Annotated in this window: 14 protein-coding genes; 5 read left to right on the top strand and 9 right to left on the bottom strand. The window is 62.4% G+C overall.

The window, feature by feature from the left end:
* Nucleotides 1-17: 17 nt before the first annotated feature.
* The 3 genes from I554_RS0115140 to I554_RS0115130 form a co-directional block, all read right to left on the bottom strand.
* On the bottom strand, nucleotides 18-557 hold the full coding sequence (locus tag I554_RS0115140; RefSeq protein WP_024576253.1) for a tripartite tricarboxylate transporter TctB family protein: 540 nt from the start codon (nucleotides 555-557) through the stop codon (nucleotides 18-20).
* Nucleotides 558-633: 76 nt separating this feature from the next.
* Entirely contained in the window at nucleotides 634-1,614 is a 981-nt protein-coding gene (locus I554_RS0115135) for a tripartite tricarboxylate transporter substrate-binding protein (protein WP_024576254.1), read from the bottom strand.
* 109 nt (nucleotides 1,615-1,723) lie between these two features.
* Nucleotides 1,724-2,935 carry an aminotransferase class V-fold PLP-dependent enzyme gene (locus tag I554_RS0115130; protein WP_024576255.1) on the bottom strand — a complete coding sequence of 404 codons (1,212 nt, stop codon included), beginning with the start codon at nucleotides 2,933-2,935 and terminating at the stop codon, nucleotides 1,724-1,726.
* A gap of 207 nt (nucleotides 2,936-3,142) precedes the next feature.
* On the opposite strand from I554_RS0115130, the gene I554_RS0115125 reads away from it, so the two are divergent.
* From I554_RS0115125 to I554_RS0115105, 5 genes are all read left to right on the top strand, one after another.
* A complete protein-coding gene (locus tag I554_RS0115125) occupies nucleotides 3,143-3,883 on the top strand; it encodes a GntR family transcriptional regulator (RefSeq protein ID WP_024576256.1) in 741 nt (246 codons plus the stop codon).
* A gap of 229 nt (nucleotides 3,884-4,112) precedes the next feature.
* Nucleotides 4,113-7,097, top strand: a complete 2,985-nt coding sequence (locus I554_RS0115120; RefSeq protein ID WP_024576257.1) for an FAD-binding and (Fe-S)-binding domain-containing protein — start codon at nucleotides 4,113-4,115, stop codon at nucleotides 7,095-7,097.
* A 22-nt stretch (nucleotides 7,098-7,119) separates the two neighbouring features.
* Nucleotides 7,120-7,551, top strand: coding sequence for a heme-binding protein (locus tag I554_RS0115115; RefSeq protein ID WP_024576258.1), 432 nt, complete (start codon nucleotides 7,120-7,122; stop codon nucleotides 7,549-7,551).
* A gap of 17 nt (nucleotides 7,552-7,568) precedes the next feature.
* A complete protein-coding gene (locus tag I554_RS0115110) occupies nucleotides 7,569-8,753 on the top strand; it encodes a CoA transferase (protein WP_024576259.1) in 1,185 nt (394 codons plus the stop codon).
* Between the two features lie 17 nt (nucleotides 8,754-8,770).
* The gene (locus I554_RS0115105) at nucleotides 8,771-9,562 is read left to right on the top strand and encodes an enoyl-CoA hydratase (protein WP_024576260.1); all 792 of its coding nucleotides are present in this window, start codon (nucleotides 8,771-8,773) and stop codon (nucleotides 9,560-9,562) included.
* A gap of 127 nt (nucleotides 9,563-9,689) precedes the next feature.
* Here the strand turns inward: I554_RS0115105 and I554_RS0115100 are convergent, their stop codons facing one another.
* From I554_RS0115100 to I554_RS0115075, 6 genes are read right to left on the bottom strand one after another with little or no spacing between them, the layout of a single operon-like run.
* Entirely contained in the window at nucleotides 9,690-10,568 is an 879-nt protein-coding gene (locus I554_RS0115100) for a 3-keto-5-aminohexanoate cleavage protein (protein WP_024576261.1), read from the bottom strand.
* Nucleotides 10,569-10,572: 4 nt separating this feature from the next.
* Nucleotides 10,573-11,349, bottom strand: coding sequence for an enoyl-CoA hydratase/isomerase family protein (locus I554_RS0115095; protein ID WP_024576262.1), 777 nt, complete (start codon nucleotides 11,347-11,349; stop codon nucleotides 10,573-10,575).
* A gap of 10 nt (nucleotides 11,350-11,359) precedes the next feature.
* Nucleotides 11,360-13,342 (bottom strand): acetyl-CoA carboxylase biotin carboxylase subunit, encoded by a 1,983-nt coding sequence (locus tag I554_RS0115090; RefSeq protein WP_024576263.1) that lies wholly within the window; start codon nucleotides 13,340-13,342, stop codon nucleotides 11,360-11,362.
* Nucleotides 13,339-14,958 (bottom strand): acyl-CoA carboxylase subunit beta, encoded by a 1,620-nt coding sequence (locus tag I554_RS0115085; RefSeq protein ID WP_024576264.1) that lies wholly within the window; start codon nucleotides 14,956-14,958, stop codon nucleotides 13,339-13,341. Before I554_RS0115085 ends, I554_RS0115090 begins: the two co-directional genes overlap by 4 nt.
* Nucleotides 14,959-14,971: 13 nt before the next feature.
* Entirely contained in the window at nucleotides 14,972-16,576 is a 1,605-nt protein-coding gene (locus I554_RS0115080; protein WP_024576265.1) for an AMP-binding protein, read from the bottom strand.
* 49 nt (nucleotides 16,577-16,625) lie between these two features.
* Nucleotides 16,626-17,489, bottom strand: coding sequence for a 3-keto-5-aminohexanoate cleavage protein (locus I554_RS0115075; protein WP_024576266.1), 864 nt, complete (start codon nucleotides 17,487-17,489; stop codon nucleotides 16,626-16,628).
* Nucleotides 17,490-17,657: the final 168 nt, after the last annotated feature.

Here is a 17,657-nt window from a genome sequence, read left to right as displayed (position 1 = left end):
CCTGTCCCGGTTCTGGCTTAGCGTCCGAAGGCCGCTTCAAGCGGACCCTTCGGCATGATGACGTCGAAAGCGATATCGAAGGTCACGAACATGATCGCGACGAAGATGAAGGCTGTGAGCAGCGACTTCCACCACGTGATCTTGCCGATGATTCCCATGAAACCCGCGATCAGCAGGAAGCTCGCCACGTAGAGGCCGAGCCACTGCATCGCCAAACAAAACAGCAGTGTCGGCACGAAGACCTGAAGCACGCGGCGGAATTGCGCACGGGTCACGAATGTCTCCAATCCCTCGCTGCGCTTGAGCGCCACGCTGACGAACCCATAGAGCGCTGCGCCGCCAAGAATGATCGAAAGGTAGAACGGAAAGTAACCGGCCTGCGGACCGGTGTCGTCCCACGATGCGCCGGTGCGCCAGTTGTCAAAACCGAGCAGCACAGCAAGCCCGAGCAGCAGCGCCATGACCGCCATTTCGACGGTGCGCGTATTGGTGATCGCAGGCGAATTCTCATCCGGCGCAGTGGGATCCTCAACGACGATTTCGATGTCTTGAGCCATGAGTCCGCCCCGGCTGATGTAAGAGAAAAATGGCGCCGCCGCTTGGACGACGGCGCCAGGGCCCCGATTGGCGGGGCTATTTTGCGACGAAGCCTGCTTCGGTCATGAGCGACTTGTTCAGGGCATCGTCTTCTTCAAGGAATTTGAGCATGTCCTTGCCGTTGAGATAAACGGGCTTCAAGGCCTGCTTCTCCATATATTCCTTGTATTCCGGGGTCTGGGTCACCTTCTTGAACAGATCGTCATAGAAGGCGACCTGCTCGGGCGTGACCTTGCCGGGAAGGAACATCGCGCGCAGCATCAGGTACTGCATGTCGAGGCCTTCTTCCTTGCAGGTCGGAATGTCATTCCACGACTGCGTCTCGGTGACCTTGGTCTTGTAGGAAATGCGTTCCTTGTCGAACACGCACAGCGCACGCACCTGACCGGCGCGCCAGACTTCAAGATTTTCCGACGGGTTGTTGACGTTGGCTTCGGTGTGATTGCCGACGAGCTGGGTCGCCGCCTCGCCGCCCGACTTGTAGGGCAGATAGGAGAACTTCGCGCCGGTCTTCTTTTCCATGAAGACGGTGAGCACGTGGTCCTCACGCTTTGAGCCCGTGCCGCCCATCTTGAACGGCGAGCTTGAGGCCTTTGCGGCAGCAATGAAGTCCTTCACGGTCTTCGGGCCAGAGGCGTTGTCCCACAGCACGAACTGGTCCATCGCGATCACCGAGACCGGCGTGAGTTCGCGCCAGTTGAACGGAATCTTGGCCGACAGCGGCAGCATGTAGATCAGCGAATATGCGATCAGCACCTTGTTCGGATCGCCGTCGCTGCCCTTCATGTACATCAGGGCTTCGGCACCCGATGCGCCGCCCTTCAGCGACACGATGATCGGCTGCTTCATCAGATTGTTCTTCTGGATCGCAGCCTGCATCATGCGGGCCATCTGGTCGGAGGCGCCGCCGGCGCCGGCTGCAACCACGATTTCGACCGGCTTGGCCGGCTCCCATGCGAGAGCTGGCGTTGCCGCCAGCAGCGCAAGCACACTTGTCGCCTTGATGAGATTCTTCATGCAGTCTCTCCCTGTCGCATTTGTGAAGCCCGGCGCTGGCCGGACCTTGTTTTGGTTTCCGCTATCCTGCGGATTTTGAATTCAGATCGCAGACGCCGCCAACGCGGCGTTACGCCACTGCCGTCTTCGCCTGCGATGCCTTCGCATCGCGTCCGGTCAGAACACCCATCGCGGACATCACACCGCCCGAACGATGCGGCACTTTCGCGAGATCGAGCGCCATCTCGACGCCCGCCAGCGTGCCCATCAGCATCAGGTCGTTGAAATGGCCGAGATGGCCGATGCGGAAGACCTTGCCCTTGATCTTGCTGAGACCTGCGCCGAGCGACATGTCGAAATTGTCGAGCGTGACCTTGCGGAACTGGTCGGCATCATGCCCTTCGGGCATCACCACCGCGGTCAGGATCGGCGAATATTCGCGCGGATCGAGACACAGGTTTTCGAGGCCCCAGGTCTCCACCGCTGCACGCGTCGCCGCCGAATAGCGCTTGTGACGGGCGAACACATTGTCCAGCCCCTCTTCCATCAGCATCGCAATGGCTTCCTTCAGGCCATAGAGCATGTTGGTCGCGGGCGTGTAGGACCATGAACCGCCCTTGTTGGCGCCGATGATCTCGTGCCAGTCCCAATAGGACCGCAGCGAGGTGTTCTTCTTCGAGGCTTCCAGCGCCTTGTCGGACACGGCGTTGAAGCCGAGACCCGGCGGCAGCATCAGCCCCTTCTGCGAGCAGGACACGGTGACGTCCACGCCCCACTTGTCGTGCTCGTAATCAATCGAGCCGAGCGACGAAATGGTGTCGACCATCAGCAGCGCCGGATGTTTCGCGGCGTCGATGGCCTTGCGGATGTCGTGAATGCGGCTGGTGACGCCGGTGGAGGTCTCGTTGTGGACCACCATCACCGCCTTGAAGCTGTGGGCCTTGTCCTTCGACAGGCGGGCCTCGATGTCTTCGGGGGACGCACCATGACGCCAGTCACCCGGCACGAACTCGACATCGAGCTTCAGCTTGTCGGCCATCGCGCGCCACAGCGTCGCGAAGTGGCCGGTCTCCACCATCAGCACCTTGTCGCCGGGCGACAGCGTATTGACGATGGCGGCTTCCCACGCACCGGTGCCGGACGACGGATAGATGATGACGGGGTTCTTGGTCTTGAAGACCTTCTTGGAGCCTTCGATGACCTCGAGGCCGAGCTGCGCGAATTCAGGCCCGCGATGATCGATGGTCGGCATGTCCATCGCTCGCAGCACGCGATCGGGAACGTTGGTCGGCCCCGGAATCTGGAGAAAGTGCCGCCCGGTATGGACTGAGGCGTTGGACATCGATCGGCGCTCCCTCAAGATCTCGTTTACAATTTTGCATGCAATAAATTGTGCACCGCAAGATTTTCTTGAAATGGATTGTATTCAAAATTTCCTTCTTCACAACAGAAAAATCGAGTATCAATACACTTATCGGCACAAAGCGTGTCGCTGCTGGCTGATTTGGAATGAAATCCAGCTTGTCACCTCTCTGGAAGGCTTTGGATTTTGAATAATCTTTTGCGAACCAAGTCGCTGGAAATCGTCGAGACCTCGCCGGCCTCGCTGCACGACGACCTGCTGGGCCAGATCCGCGACTTTATTGTCGAGGGGCATCTGGAGCCGGGCAGCCGCATCCCCGAGCGCGAACTGTGCGAGCGCTTCGACGTATCGCGCACGCCGCTGCGCGAGGCATTGAAGGTGCTGGCATCGGAAGGGCTGATCGAACTGCTGCCCAACCGCGGCGCGCGGGTCCGCCAGTTCTCCGAGCAGGACATCCGGCATCTGTTCGAACTGATCGCCGGGCTCGACGCCCTCGCCGGCCGCGCGGCCTGCGAACGGATCTCGGACGAGGACATCGCCGCCATCGAGCGCATGCATCTGGAGATGTACACCCACTATATCCGCCAGGAACTGACCGACTATTTCCGCCTGAACCAGAAAATCCATCAGGCCATCGTCGATGCCGCGGCGAATCCGTTCCTGAGTTCGAGCTACGCCACCGCGAACGCCATGGTCCGCCGTCTGCGCTACTCCGCCAACCTTCTGCGGCGGGACCGGCTCAGCGACGCCATGCGCGAGCATGAAGCGATGGTCGATGCCCTGCGTCGCCGCAACGGCGAGGAACTCGGCAAGCTGATGTTCGATCACATGCGCGGCAAGTGCGATGCCGTGTGCGAGTACATGCGCGAACATCAGCCAAGCGGACGTGCGGTTGCCGAGGTGTCGGCGTTGCGCGAAACGACCTAAAGTATTTTTGTCATTGCGAGCGAAGCGACGAAGGCAGACAAACTCCCTCTCCCCGTCGGGGAGAGGGCCGGGGGTGAGGGGCTCTAAATGTCCAAATTGAAAATCGATCCCTCCTTACTCGATTCGCTTCGCTCACCGACCTCTCCCCGATGGGGAGAGGTGAAGAAAGAGCGAGTTCGCTTCGCTCGCAATGACGGCTTTTAGGGCCACCCAGAGTACCGAGAACCAAATGGCTCAGCAGAAGGCCGCAACCGGAAACGCCACCGCGCAGGACAGCGCCCTCGGCGCACGCCTCAGGCGCGAAGTCAGCGGCGATATCCTGTTCAATCCATTCGATCGCGGCCGCTACGCCACCGACGCGTCGTTCTACCAGATCAAGCCGCTCGGCGTGGTCGTTCCCCGCACCATGGACGACGCGCTGCGCGCCATGGCGATTGCGCGCGATGACGGACGCATCGTGACGCCGCGCGGGGGCGGCACCTCGCAATGCGGCCAGACTGTCAACAGCGGCATCGTGGTCGATGTCTCGAAGTATCTGAACAGAATCATCTCGCTCGATGTCGAGAAGCGCACCTGCGTGGTCGAGCCCGGCATTGTGCTCGACGATCTCAACCGGCAACTGAAGAAACACGGCCTGTGGTTTCCGGTCGACGTCTCCACCGCCTCGCGCGCCACCATCGGCGGCATGGCCGGCAACAATTCCTGCGGCGGCCGCTCGCTGCGTTACGGCACCATGCGCGACAACACCATCTCGATGGATGCCGCGCTGGCCGACGGCACCCTGCTGCATTTCGGCGAAGTACCGCGCGACATGGCTTGGCAGAACACCGAGATGCCGGGCCGCGATCTTTTTCGCGACATGCTGGCGCTCGGCGAACGCGAAGCAGCGGAGATCGACGCGCGGTTTCCGCATGTCCAGCGCCGGGTCGGCGGCTACAACCTCGATGCGCTGACACCGCAGCCCGTCAACAACATGGCGCACCTGCTGGTCGGCTCCGAAGGCACACTTGCCTTCACAACCCGCGTCGAGCTGAAGCTGTGGCCGCTGATCGGCGCGAAGGTGTTCGGCGTCTGCCACTTCGGCAGCTTCTATGAAGCAATGGACGCCACGCAGCATCTGGTGAAACTGAAGCCGATTGCCGTCGAACTCGTCGACAGCACCATGATCGCGCTCGGCCGCGATATCGCGATGTTCAGGCCGACTATCGAAGCCGTGGTGAAGGGTGAGCCGGAAGCGCTGCTGGTCGTCGAATTTGCGGAGGCCGATCAGGCCGCCAACCTCGCAAAGCTCAAGCAACTCGCCGACCTGATGGGCGATCTCGGTTTCGGCTGGGATCAGCCAAAGCGCAAATGGGGCGGTGTGGTCGATGTGATCGAGCCCGCAATGCAGGCGGCGATCACCGACTTCCGCACCTCCGGCCTCAACGTCATGATGTCGATGAAGCAGGAAGGAAAGCCGGTTTCCTTCATCGAGGACTGTGCAGTGCCGCTGCCGCAGCTCGCCGACTATACCGACCGGCTCAACCGGATTTTCGAGAAGTACGGCACGCGCGGCACCATGTATGCCCACGCCTCCGAAGGCTGTCTGCACGTCCGCCCGGTGCTGAATCTCAAGCTCGAGCACGACGTCAAGACCATGCGCGCCGTCGCCGAAGAGACCTTCGCGATGGTGCGCGAATATAAAGGCTCGCATTCCGGCGAACACGGCGACGGAATCGTGCGCTCGGAATTTCACGCGCAGATGTTCGGCGAGCGGATCGTTCATGCCTTCGAGGAAGTGAAAGAGCGCTTCGATCCCGGCAACACGCTCAATCCCGGCAAGATCGTGCATCCGCCGAAGATGGATGACCGTTCGCTGTTTCGTTATGCGCCCGGTTACAAGGTCGCGGACATCAGGACGGTGATGGACTGGTCGGCGTATCCCGGCGCGGCTGGCGGTTTCCAGAGCGCGGTCGAGATGTGCAACAACAACGGCGCCTGCCGCAAGCTGGAGGGCGGCGTGATGTGCCCGTCGTATCGCGCCACCCGCAACGAGAAGGACGTGACCCGCGGCCGCGCCAACACGCTGCGTCTTGCCATCTCCGGCCAGCTCGGTCCCGATGCGCTGTCGTCGGATTCCATGATGGAGACGATGAAGCTTTGCGTCTCCTGCAAGGCCTGCCGTCATGAATGCCCGACCGGCGTCGATATGGCGAAAATGAAAATCGAGGTGCTGGCCGCACGCGCCGCGAAACATGGACTCACCCTGCGCGACCGGCTGGTGGGTTACCTGCCGCATTACGCTGCGCTCGCGTCCCGTTTCGCCTGGCTGGCCAATCTGCGGAACCGCAGCGGCATTCTCCGTACCCTGTTCGAGAAAATCGCCGGCATCAGCGCCAGGCGTGATCTGCCGGAATTCCGCAGCGATGTGTTCGCGCCGGCTGGAATTGCCTTTGGCCCGGAAAATGGCCGCGAGGTGGTGCTGTTTGCCGACACCTTCAACCGCGCCTATGAGCGCGAAAATCTCGATGCCGCGCTGCGCGTTCTTGTCGACGGTGGCTATCGCGTTCACCTGCCCCGCGCGCTCGATGGCGGACGGCCGCTGTGCTGCGGCCGCACCTTCCTCTCGGCGGGGTTGGTCGAGAATGCGAAGGCCGAACTCACGCGCGTGGTCGAGACGCTGATCCCGTTTGCCGCGCGCGGCGTGCCCATTGTCGGCCTTGAGCCAAGTTGCCTCCTGACCCTGCGCGACGAACTGCTGTCGCTGCGCTCCGACGATGCCGCGAAGAAGGTCAGCGCTCATGCGCTGCTGTTCGAGGAATTCCTGGTGCGCGAGGCCGAGACCGGCCAGTTGAAACTGCCACTCGGCGCCATCGACAAGAGCGCGCATGTGCACGGCCATTGCCACCAGAAATCGTTCGGGGCGTTCGCGCCGGTGGAGAAGATTCTGCGGCTGGTGCCCGGCCTGAAAGTGGAAAAGATCGAGTCGAGCTGTTGCGGCATGGCCGGCGCGTTCGGCTATGGCGCCGACACCTATGACGTGTCGATCCAGATGGCGGAAGCATCCCTGCTGCCCGCTGTGCGCAAGGCTGCCGATGACGCGCTGATCGTGGCGGACGGCACCTCCTGCCGCCATCAAATCAAGGACGGTTCAGGCCGCGGCGCATTGCACGTGGCGCGCGTCCTTGCCATAAGTCTGGACAACGGCGCGGCGAAAGCCTCCGCTTCTTCCTGATCCCCTCCTCAAAGGACATATGATGACCGCCCTGACTCTTGACGTTGCCCGCAAGATTTCCGATGCCGCCCTCGCCAAGTGCCGGGAACTGAAACTAAAGCCGATGGCCATCGCGATCCTCGACGCGCGCGGCGCGCTCAAGACGTTCGTGGCGGAAGACAATACCAGCCTGCTGCGCGGCGAAGTCGCCCATGGCAAGGCTTACGGCGCGCTGGCGCTGGGCATGGGTTCGCGCGCGATCTTCAAGCGCGCCAACGAGCAGCCCTATTTCGTCGACGCCATCAACACCATGGCGCGCGGCGCGCTGGTGCCGGTACCCGGCGGCGTTCTCATCAATGACAAGGACGGCAACCTGCTCGGCGCCATCGGCATCAGCGGCGACACCTCCGACAACGACGAAACCGCGGCCCTCGCCGGCATCGCCGCCGCAGGCCTCGTCGGCAACGCCGGGTAATCTCTTCGGAGAAATCGATGACGTTTCCGCGCGCCTCGTCCGCCCTTTCGCGCTTCACGGTTCTGGATCTCACCCGGATTCGTTCCGGGCCGACCGCCGTGCGCCAATTGTCGGACTGGGGCGCGAACGTCATCAAGATCGAGGCGCCGACCGACCTCGCCGATAGCGAGCAGCCGGGCGGGCCGCGCAACGGCCCGGACTTCCAGAACCTGCATCGCAACAAGCGCGCGATGACGCTCAACCTGAAAGACCCGAAAGGTCTTGAGGTATTCAAGCGTCTCGCCGCCAAGGCCGACGTCATCGTCGAGAACTTCCGTCCCGACGTGAAGGACAAGCTCGGCATCGATTACGCAAGCATGCGCGCGATCAACCCGCGCCTCGTCTATGCCAGCATCTCCGGCTTCGGACAGGACGGGCCTTATGCCAAGCGCCCCGGTTTCGACCAGATCGCTCAGGGCATGGGCGGGCTGATGTCGATCACCGGACTGCCGGGACAAGGACCGGTGCGTGCCGGAATTCCCGTCGCGGATCTCACCGCGGGATTGTTCTGCGCGCTCGGCATCATGACTGCGCTGCTGGAGCGCGATGTCTCAGGCGAAGGCCAGTGGGTGCAGACCTCGCTGCTGCAGGCGCAGATATTCATGCTCGACTTCCAGGCCGCACGCTGGCTGGTAGACGGCGATGTGCCGCAGCAGGCCGGCAACAATCATCCGACCAGCATTCCGACCGGCGTGTTCAAGACCAGCGACAGTTTCATCAATATCGCCACCACCGGCGGGCGAATCTGGGAGCGCTTCGCGCAGGCGATCGAGGCCCCGGACCTGCTGACGCATCCCGACTACGCGACCATCGCGCTCCGCTCGAAGAACCGCGATGCGCTGAACGCCGCGATCGGAACGTACATGGCGAAGCGCACGACCGGCGAATGGGTCAGTATTCTCAACGATGCCGGCGTGCCGTGCGGCCCGATCTATTCCATCGATCAGGTCTTCGATGACACGCAGGTCAAGCATCTCGGCATCGCGCAAGCCTTACCCTATGGCGGCAAGCAGCTCGTCGGCCAGCCCTTCACGCTGTCGCGCACGCCGAGCCGCATGGCTGCGCGCCCGCCACTCGTTGGCGAGCAGACACATGACGTGCTGACGGAATTCGGTTTCAGTGAACAGGAGATCGCCTCGCTCCAAAAGAGCAAGGTCGTCTGAATTTTAAGGATACGCTCATGGCTTCGACCGACAAGGTGATCTCGCGCAAGGACGGCAACGTCGGTTACGTGATCTTCAACAATCCCGAACGACGCAATGCCATGTCGCTGGAGATGTGGGAAGCCACCACACGGCTGATGAGCGAATACGCAAAAGACGACAGCATCCGCGTCGTCGTGCTCGCGGGCGCGGGCGACAAGGCGTTCGTCGCGGGCGCGGACATCTCCAAGTTCGGCGATGAGCGCTCGACCGAGGAAGGCGTCCGGAAATACAACGATGCGGTGGAAGCCGCTTATGCCAGCGTCCATGAATTTCCGAAGCCCACCATCGCGATGATCCGCGGCTTTTGCGTCGGCGGCGGCATGGGCATCGCAAGCTGCTGCGACCTGCGCATTTGCTCCGAAGATGCGCGCTTTGCCGTTCCCGCCGCCAAGCTCGGCCTCGGCTACGGCTATCCCGGCGTGAAGCGGCTGATGGACGTCGTTGGCCCCTCCTTCACCAAGGAAATCTTCTTCACCGCGCGGCTGTTCGAGGCCATGGAAGCGGTCGAGATGGGCCTCGTGAACCGCATCGTCGAAAATGACGAACTCGAATTCTACGTCAAGAACTACGCCGCCACGATCGCCGCCAATGCGCCGCTGACGGTGGATTCGATCAAGTTCATTGTCGGCGAAGCCTGCAAGGATGAACTCAAGCGCGACATGAAGCGCTGTGAGGATCTTGTTGATGCGTGCTTCAAGAGCGAAGATTACAAGGAAGGCCGTGCGGCCTTCATGGAAAAGCGCAAGCCGCTGTTCAAGGGGCGCTGAGCGCGAAAACTTATTTCGCTTCCCATTTGCAGTCGGTCGGTAAAGCCGTCATTGCGAGCGAAGCGAAGCAATCCATTCTTGCAAGAAGCTGGATTGCTTCGTCGCTGCGCTCCTCGCAATGACGGTGTCAGGTCCGCCCTCGCGCTGCATCCATCACCTTTAGCTGGCGACGGACCTCTGCCGTGGTCGCCGGTTCGCCGCCAGCGGCGCGGACACGCCTGACAGCATCCTTCACTAACGCCGCATTGGTCTGCGGATTTCCCCAAAGCGCATCTTCAAGGCCGACGCGCACATGCCCACCCCGCGCGACCGTGTGTGGGATCAGCGGCGTGATATCGACGCCGAGGCCCGCGATCATCCACGGTGCGCCGGGCGCGGTCTCCGCCAGCAGATCGAGATGAATGTCGAGATATTTTTCCCGCGGCGGGAAGCCCCAGGCGAATTCGTCCGAGAACATGAAGCGATAGATCGGTGTCGGTGACGGCGGCGCAATCGCCGCCAGGGCCGCGCCCAGCCGCGTGAAACCGGGCTCATAGATCGCGTAGCTCGGATGGACATTGTGGGCGCGCGCGATCCGCATCCCTTCCATAATGTCGTCATGCGGGTTCATGTAGACGCCGCCATGGGCGAGATCGTCGAACCGCGAAATATGCACGGAGCCAGGATCGATCACCGCCCATTCGATCAGGCCGCGCTTTGCCAGCTCCAGCGTATGGCCGAAGCGATTGGTGTTCTGGTCCTGTCCGAGCCCCGGACTCGGAATGGTCGGATAGACGATCACATCCGCCTTTGCGCGGATGCCCTCGATGATCCGCGCATAAATCTCCCAGTCGTCCTTCTGGCGGCCGGTCGTCACATCATAGGCATGGGCATGGATGATCGCGGCACCCGCTTCCGCGCAGGCGATGCCGTCCGCAACAATGTCCTCGACGGCGACGGGAATGCCCGGCTGTTTGGCACGGGTCCATGGTCCGTTCAGCGCGGCCTCGATCCAGACCTTGGTCATGGCATTACTTTCCGGTCCACACCGGTTTGCGCTTCTCCGCGAATGCCGCAAGCCCCTCCTTCGCATCCTGCGTCATCGCCAGCAGCGCGATCTGGGATTCGGTGTACGCGATACCCTGATCGAACGACATCGAGGCCAGCGCGCGCATCGCATATTTGCCGCGGCGGATCGCGGTCGGCGACTTGTCGGTGAGCCGCCCCACCAGCCATTCGACCTTGGCGTCGAGGTCGGCAGCAGGCACCACATGATTGAGCAGCCCGGCCTCCTTCGCTTCCATCGCCGAGAACGGCTCGCCGGTAAAACACCATTCGCGCACCAGACGCGGCGGCGCGACCGCCTGCAACAGGCTCAGCACCTGCATCGGGAATACGCCGACCTTCACCTCTGGAAGTCCAAACACGACATTGTCCCCCGCCACTGCCATATCGGTCATGCACAGAAGCCCGATGCCGCCCGCCATGCAGACACCGTTGATGCGGGCGATGGTCGGTTTGGTCGCATTCTGCGCGGTGCGCAGCATGTCGGCATAGGCGAGATTGGGCTGCGACAGATCGAACGCAAAGCCTGCACCCGGCTGCAGGTCCGCGCCCGCGCAGAACGCCTTGTCGCCCGTGCCGGTCAGCACAATGACACGCACGTCATTGTCTTCATGTGCGCGACGGAAGCCATCGACGATCCCGGCGATCACCGAGGCATTCAGCGCGTTGCGCTTGTCGGGCCGGTTGATCGTAATCCAGAACGCATGCCCGCGTTTGTCATGAAGAACCGATGCGTCAGACATGGCTTCTCCTTTAAGCCGCGTCCTGCGCGGCCTCGATCTCCGCGACCACAAATCCGGTCGTGACCTGATCGCCCTCCGCGGCATTCAGGGCTGTGAGCCTACCCGACACCGGAGCCGCATGCACGTGCTGCATTTTCATGGCTTCCAGGACGATGACCGGCGCTCCGGCCGTGACAATATCTCCGGCTCTGGCGAGCACCGAGACCACGCGCCCGTTCATCGAGGCCCGCAGCTTGCCGTCCGACCCGGCATCGCCCGCCTTCATCACCGCAACATGAGACAGATCGCGCACATGCGAGGTTGTCCCGGCAAAGCTGAACCAGAGGTTCGCGCCTTCGCGAACGAAGGTGGCCGAGCCGAGAACACCGTCGCTGGTGAAATGAAGCACGTCGCCGTCGCGCGCGCCGAGCGTCAGCGTGTGTTCGTTGTCCCCCATCCCGACTTTGAAAATATCGCCGCGCTCGCGGCGCACCGTCGGCTCGACCACGTGGCCGTCGAGCTCGAAGCGCAGCGGGATGGGATAGCCGTGCGCGAGTCCCAGCCGCTGCTGCACATGAACCGGTCCGATCGACGCGGCGTGCACCAGCAGCGCGGCGACGGCGGCGCGAAGCCGGGCACTGGACTGCGGCGGAAGCAGATCGGCCGAATGTTCGGCGATGAAGGCCGTGGTCGCCTGCCCAGCCGCGAACGCGGGATGATCGAGACACCGCGCGAGGAACGACTGGTTGGTGGTGACTCCAAGCGCTGTCATGCGATCGAGACCGGCGATCAGCTTTCGCCGCGCCTCGTCGCGAGTTGTGCCGTGACTGATGATCTTGGCGATCATCGAATCGTAGAACGGCGGAATTTCGCCGCCGGATTCCAGCGCGTCCTCGACCCGCAGGCCTATTGGCGCGTGCCAGCGCAGCATCGTCCCTGACTGCGGCATGAAGTTGTGCGCGGCATCTTCGGCGCAGAGCCGGACTTCAATGGCATGGCCGGAGAACGACACGTCCTCCTGCTTGAGCGGCAGCGGTTCGCCGCCAGCCACACGCAACTGCAACTCGGCCAGATCGAGCCCGGTGATCGCTTCGGTCACCGGATGCTCGACCTGCAATCGCGTGTTCATTTCCATGAAATAGTAATTGCCCGCGCTGTCGAGCAGGAATTCCAGTGTGCCCGCGCCCTCATAACCGATCGCCTTGATGGCGGCGACGGCTGTGGCGCCCATCCGCGCGCGCAATTCCGGCGACACCGCTGGCGATGGCGCTTCCTCGATCAGCTTCTGGTGCCGGCGCTGCACCGAGCAATCGCGCTCACCGAGATGAATCGCGTTGCCATGACGATCGCCGAACACCTGGATTTCGATATGGCGCGGCTGGACGATCGCCCGCTCCAGAATGACCTGCGGATCGCCGAACGCGTTCTGCGCTTCCGAACGCGCGGCACGCAGCGCATCCGGAAATGCGGCGTCATCGGCGACAAGACGCATGCCGCGCCCCCCGCCGCCGGCGACAGCCTTGATCATCACCGGAAAACCGATGCGCTTCGCGGCGGTGAGCATCGTGGCGTCGCTCTGGTCTTCGCCCTGATAGCCGGGCACGCAGGGCACGCCCGCCTTCTCCATGATGTCCTTCGCGCCCGCCTTGTGGCCCATGGCATGGATCGCCTCAGGCGACGGGCCGATGAAGACAAGACCCACATCGCGGCAAGCCTTGGCGAAGTCTGCGTTCTCCGCGAGGAATCCATAGCCGGGATGCACCGCGTCCGCACCGCTCGCCTTCGCTGCCTGCATGATGGCGTCAATCCGCAGATAAGACTGCGACGGCTGCGACTCGCCGATCCATACCGCCTGATCCGCTTCGCGGACGTGGCGCGCATTGGCGTCGGCGGAGGAGTAGACCGCGACGGTCTCGTAACCGAGACGTTTGGCCGTGCGCATCACGCGCAGGGCAATCTCGCCGCGATTGGCAATCAGGATCTTGTGGAACGGCGTCAATTTTGCTCCGCTCATGGCCGCGCCACCGAAAACTGGACCTTCTGCGGATTTCGCCGCTCGGCCTCGCGACAAATCGCCAATACATTGGTCAACACAGCGCGGGTGTCGCGTGGATCGATCACGCCGTCATCAAGCAGCCGCCCGCTAGTGGCGAACACATCCATCTGACTGTCGAACACGTTGATGATGCGCGATTTCATCTCTTGCAATTTCGCCGGGTCCATCGGCTTGCCCTTCCGCGCGGCCCCCGCCTCTGCGACAATGGCCATGGTTTCCGCCGCCTGCTCGCCGCCCATCACAGCGGTTTTGGCGTTCGGCCATGAGAAACAGAAGCGCGGATGGAAGCCGCGCCCGCACATGCCGTAATTACCCGCACCGAACGATGCTCCGCAGTAAATGGTGATCTGCGGCACGGTGGCGTTGGTCACGGCCTGGATCATCTTGGAGCCGTGCTTGATCATGCCGGCTTCCTCATAGGCCTTGCCGACCATGTAGCCCGTGGTGTTGTTGAGATAGAGGATCGGCGTGCGCGACTGGCAGCAGGCCTGAATGAAATGCGTCGCCTTGTTGGCCCCGCTCGGATCCAGCGGGCCATTGTTGGTGATGATCCCGATCGCGTGGCCGCCGATGCGGCCATGGCCGCAGACCGTTGCAGGGCCGTAGTTCGCGCCAATCTCGAGAAAATCAGATCCGTCGAGAATGCGCGCAATGATCTGCTTCATGTCGACGGGCCGCTTGTGGTCCATCGGCATGATGCCGAGCAACTCTTCCGTGTCGTACAACGGCGCACGCGGCGGTTCACCGCTCGAAGGCGACGCACGGTCCCAGTTGAGATCGGCAACGATCTGCCGCGCGATGCCGAGCGCCTCGCGGTCGTCCTCGGCGAGATAATCGCCCAGGCCGGAAACGCTGGTGTGCATCTCCGCGCCGCCGAGTTCCTCCTCGGTTGCGATTTCGCCCGTGGCTGCTTTCAGCAGCGGCGGCCCCGCAAGGAACGCACGCGTCCGCCCGCGCACCATCACGATGTAGTCGGACAGGCCGGTCTGATACGCACCGCCTGCGGTGGACGAGCCATGGGTCACGGTGATGACCGGCAGTCCCGCTGCCGAGAGCAAGGCGAGATTGCGGAACGTCGTGCCGCCGCGAATGAAATCTTCGACGCGATAGCGCATCAGGTTGGCGCCGGCGCTCTCGACGAGTTGCACTGACGGTAGCTTGTTCTCCAGCGCGATCTCCTGCGAGCGCAGCCGCTTATCGAGACCCATCGGCTGCAGCGATCCCGCTTCGATGCCGGAATCGCTCGCCGTCACCATGCAGCGCACGCCGGACACGAAACCGATGCCCGCGATGGTGCCCCCGCCGGGAATGCTCTTGTCCGGGTCCGGCGTATCGAGACAGTATCCGGCAAGGGCCGAGAGTTCGAGAAACGGTGCACCGGCATCGAGCAACAGCGCGATGCGTTCGCGCGGCAGCAATTGCCCGCGCTCATGAAAGCGCTTTTTGGACAATTCAGACGCGGCAACCGTCCGCCCCACCACGGCATTGACCCGCGCAATCTGCGCCAGCATCCCCGCACGATTGGCCTGATAGCTCTCGCTCGTAGGCGAAATGGAATTCTCGATCACCGCCATGGATAATTGACTTTCAGGCCGCCGATGTCGTGTTGAAATGGTCGACGAACTGCTGCCGCAGTTCGACCTTGCGCAGCTTGCCGGTAGCGGTCATCGGCATCTCCTCCAGAATCCGCACCAGCTTCGGGATCTGGAAACCGCCAAGCGACTTACGGCAATGCTCGATGATCTCGGCTTCGCCCGTCTGTGTGCCGGGCTTGAGCTTGACGAAGGCGGAGACCGCCTCGCCCCATTGCGGATGCGGCAGGCCGACCACCGCGGCGTTCAGCACCGCAGGATGCGCCAGCAGCGTTTCCTCGATCTTCACCGAAGCGACGTTCTCGCCGCCGGACTTGATCATGTCCTTCTTGCGGTCGATGAACAGCACCTCGCCGTGCTCGTCGATCAGCGCCAGATCGCCGGTATGATGCCAGCCGAACTTTCGAGCGGCGGCGGTGGCTTCCGGGTCCTTGTAGTAGCCCATCATCACATTCGGTCCGCGATGGACGATCTCGCCGATCTGTCCGGGCGGCAGCAGATTGCCCTCGTCGTCCATGATGGCGGTCTCGTTGACGATCATCGACTCGCCCCAGTAGTTACCGAAGCGCGCAAGCTGCCGATCCGGCTGCGACATGGTGGTCGCCGGATACATTTCCGTTTGGCCGCTCGGCTGCACAAATGTCGGGCAAAGCTCTGCGATGCACCGTTCCAGCAACGGACGCGGCATCGGCGCCATGGTGTAAACGCAGGTGCGCAGGGTCGAAAGATCGAACTCCTTGCGGCGCGGATGATCGAGGATCGCCTGAAACATCGCCGGCAGGCCGATGAAGATCGTCAGCCTGTCGCGCTGGATCGCCTCCATGCAGGCGACGGGATCGAACCCGCGCATGATGGCCATCTTTCCGCCGACCGACAGATACGTCAGCAGCAGGACATGCGCCGCGCAGTGGAATAGCGGGAACTGTCCCGTGATGCCGTCGTTGCGATCGAGATGCATTTCGATGGCGTTGCTCATGGCCGCCATCACCACCGCAAGATGACAGTGCATCGCGCCCTTGGGCCGCGAGGTCGTTCCCGATGTGTAGATGATCATCGCCAGATCGCGGTCGTCGAAGGCGATCTCAGGCTCGATGTCGGAGTGCCCCTTGATCAGATCGGTGAAACTTCCGAGACCCTGCTCATTCGCCTTGCCAGTGAGGTCCACCGCAATGAGGTCGACGCCGCGTTTCTCCAGCGCCGCACGCCGCTCCGGCTGTGCATGCAGATTGTCGTCGATCAGCGCGAAACGCACCTCGGCATGGCCGAGGATGTAATCCATGTCGCCCGGCCCGAGCATGGTATTGATCGGGACCCAGACAAGGCCCGCGCGATGAATGCCGAACAGTGCTTTGACGAATTCGACCGAGTTGTTGCAGATGGTCGAAATCTTGTCGCCGGGTTTCAGGCCGCGAGCGAGGAGATAGTTGGCGAAACGGTTAGCGTCGTGATCGATCTCCGTAAACGTTACCTGCCGCGCACCGTCGGTCAGCGCGATGCGATCGGGAAATCGTTTAGCTGCGCGGCGCAAAATATCGCCGACAGCCACCCGCCCGATACGTCCAGGACCGGGCACGCCGCCCGTTGCAGTCAGATCGCTCATGACGTTATCTCCCCGTGTCAGCCTGCGGCGCTTTCTTGTCCGCTTCGGCTCAATGCATCAGCTTGAGAATCTTTCGCGCTTCGGCAGGCGATGCGATCTCGCGGCCGACATTCCGCGCGCACTTGACGATGCCTTCGATCAACTGCCCGTTCGACGTCACCTTGGTGCCGTCGCCGAGATAGAACGTGTCTTCAAGGCCGGTCCGCAGATGACCGCCGAGCTCGGCGCAGCGCTGATGCAGCGGCCAGATTTCCTCGCGGCCGATGGCGGTGACGCTCCAGTTGGAGTCGGCGAGCTTCAGCTTGAGCAGGATCGGCAGCAGATCGGGATCGGCCGGCATGCCGGAGGCCACGCCCATGACGAAGTTGTATTCGAGCGGGCCGGAATACATGCCGTTCTGCTTGTACATCGCGACGCTGCGCACGATGCCGACGTCGAAGCATTCGAACTCCGGCAAGGTCTTCGTGATCTTCATCACGTCGAGATATTTCTGGATCTTGTCCGGCGGATTGTCGAACACATGCGGCGGCCAGGCCCAGGACCCGTCGGCCTTCACCTTGAGATAGTTCAGCGAGCCGGCATTACACGCGGCCATTTCCGGCGCCGTCTCGCGCACGCAGTCGAGCGCGCCCTGATAGTTCGGGCCGCTGACACCGGTGGTATGATTGATGATGACGCCGGGGCACGCCTCGCGGATCGCCTGCTGCACTTCCTTCGACAGGTTGACGTCCCAGGACGGGATGTGCCCCTGATCCGGCTCCTGCCGCCGCAGATGCATGTGCATCACCGACGCGCCGGCCTCGAAGGCCGCTTTCGCTTCCCGCGCCATTTCCTCGGGCGTGACCGGAACATGATGCTGCTTCGGATTGGTCAGCACGCCATTGAGCGCGCAGGTAACGACAGCTTTATCCATTCCGGGTCCTCAGATTCGATCGCGACGTTGCTCCAAACGGTAAAAGGCGGGGGCTGCCAGCGTCTTGTGAAAACTAGCTAGGCTTGCCACAATTTTCGGGTGCATAATTTCAGAAGACATGGCGGCTTAACGCAAGTCTGCGCCGCGGGAACGGGCCATAATCTCCGA

The organism is Afipia sp. OHSU_II-C1 (assembly GCF_000497575.1).
Lineage (GTDB): Bacteria > Pseudomonadota > Alphaproteobacteria > Rhizobiales > Xanthobacteraceae > Afipia.
The sequence above is the reverse complement of the archived record's forward strand: the minus strand, read 5'-3'. Positions and strand labels throughout refer to the sequence as shown.

Excerpts from the sequence above, each read along its gene's own strand:
- I554_RS0115140 (WP_024576253.1), bottom strand. The coding sequence starts at position 557 with ATGGCTCAAGACATCGAAATCGTCGTTGAGGATCCCACTGCGCCGGAT.
- I554_RS0115135 (WP_024576254.1), bottom strand. The coding sequence starts at position 1,614 with ATGAAGAATCTCATCAAGGCGACAAGTGTGCTTGCGCTGCTGGCGGCA.
- I554_RS0115130 (WP_024576255.1), bottom strand. The coding sequence starts at position 2,935 with ATGTCCAACGCCTCAGTCCATACCGGGCGGCACTTTCTCCAGATTCCG.
- I554_RS0115120 (WP_024576257.1), top strand. The coding sequence starts at position 4,113 with ATGGCTCAGCAGAAGGCCGCAACCGGAAACGCCACCGCGCAGGACAGC.
- I554_RS0115115 (WP_024576258.1), top strand. The coding sequence starts at position 7,120 with ATGACCGCCCTGACTCTTGACGTTGCCCGCAAGATTTCCGATGCCGCC.
- I554_RS0115110 (WP_024576259.1), top strand. The coding sequence starts at position 7,569 with ATGACGTTTCCGCGCGCCTCGTCCGCCCTTTCGCGCTTCACGGTTCTG.
- I554_RS0115105 (WP_024576260.1), top strand. The coding sequence starts at position 8,771 with ATGGCTTCGACCGACAAGGTGATCTCGCGCAAGGACGGCAACGTCGGT.
- I554_RS0115100 (WP_024576261.1), bottom strand. The coding sequence starts at position 10,568 with ATGACCAAGGTCTGGATCGAGGCCGCGCTGAACGGACCATGGACCCGT.
- I554_RS0115095 (WP_024576262.1), bottom strand. The coding sequence starts at position 11,349 with ATGTCTGACGCATCGGTTCTTCATGACAAACGCGGGCATGCGTTCTGG.
- I554_RS0115090 (WP_024576263.1), bottom strand. The coding sequence starts at position 13,342 with ATGAGCGGAGCAAAATTGACGCCGTTCCACAAGATCCTGATTGCCAAT.
- I554_RS0115085 (WP_024576264.1), bottom strand. The coding sequence starts at position 14,958 with ATGGCGGTGATCGAGAATTCCATTTCGCCTACGAGCGAGAGCTATCAG.
- I554_RS0115080 (WP_024576265.1), bottom strand. The coding sequence starts at position 16,576 with ATGAGCGATCTGACTGCAACGGGCGGCGTGCCCGGTCCTGGACGTATC.
- I554_RS0115075 (WP_024576266.1), bottom strand. The coding sequence starts at position 17,489 with ATGGATAAAGCTGTCGTTACCTGCGCGCTCAATGGCGTGCTGACCAAT.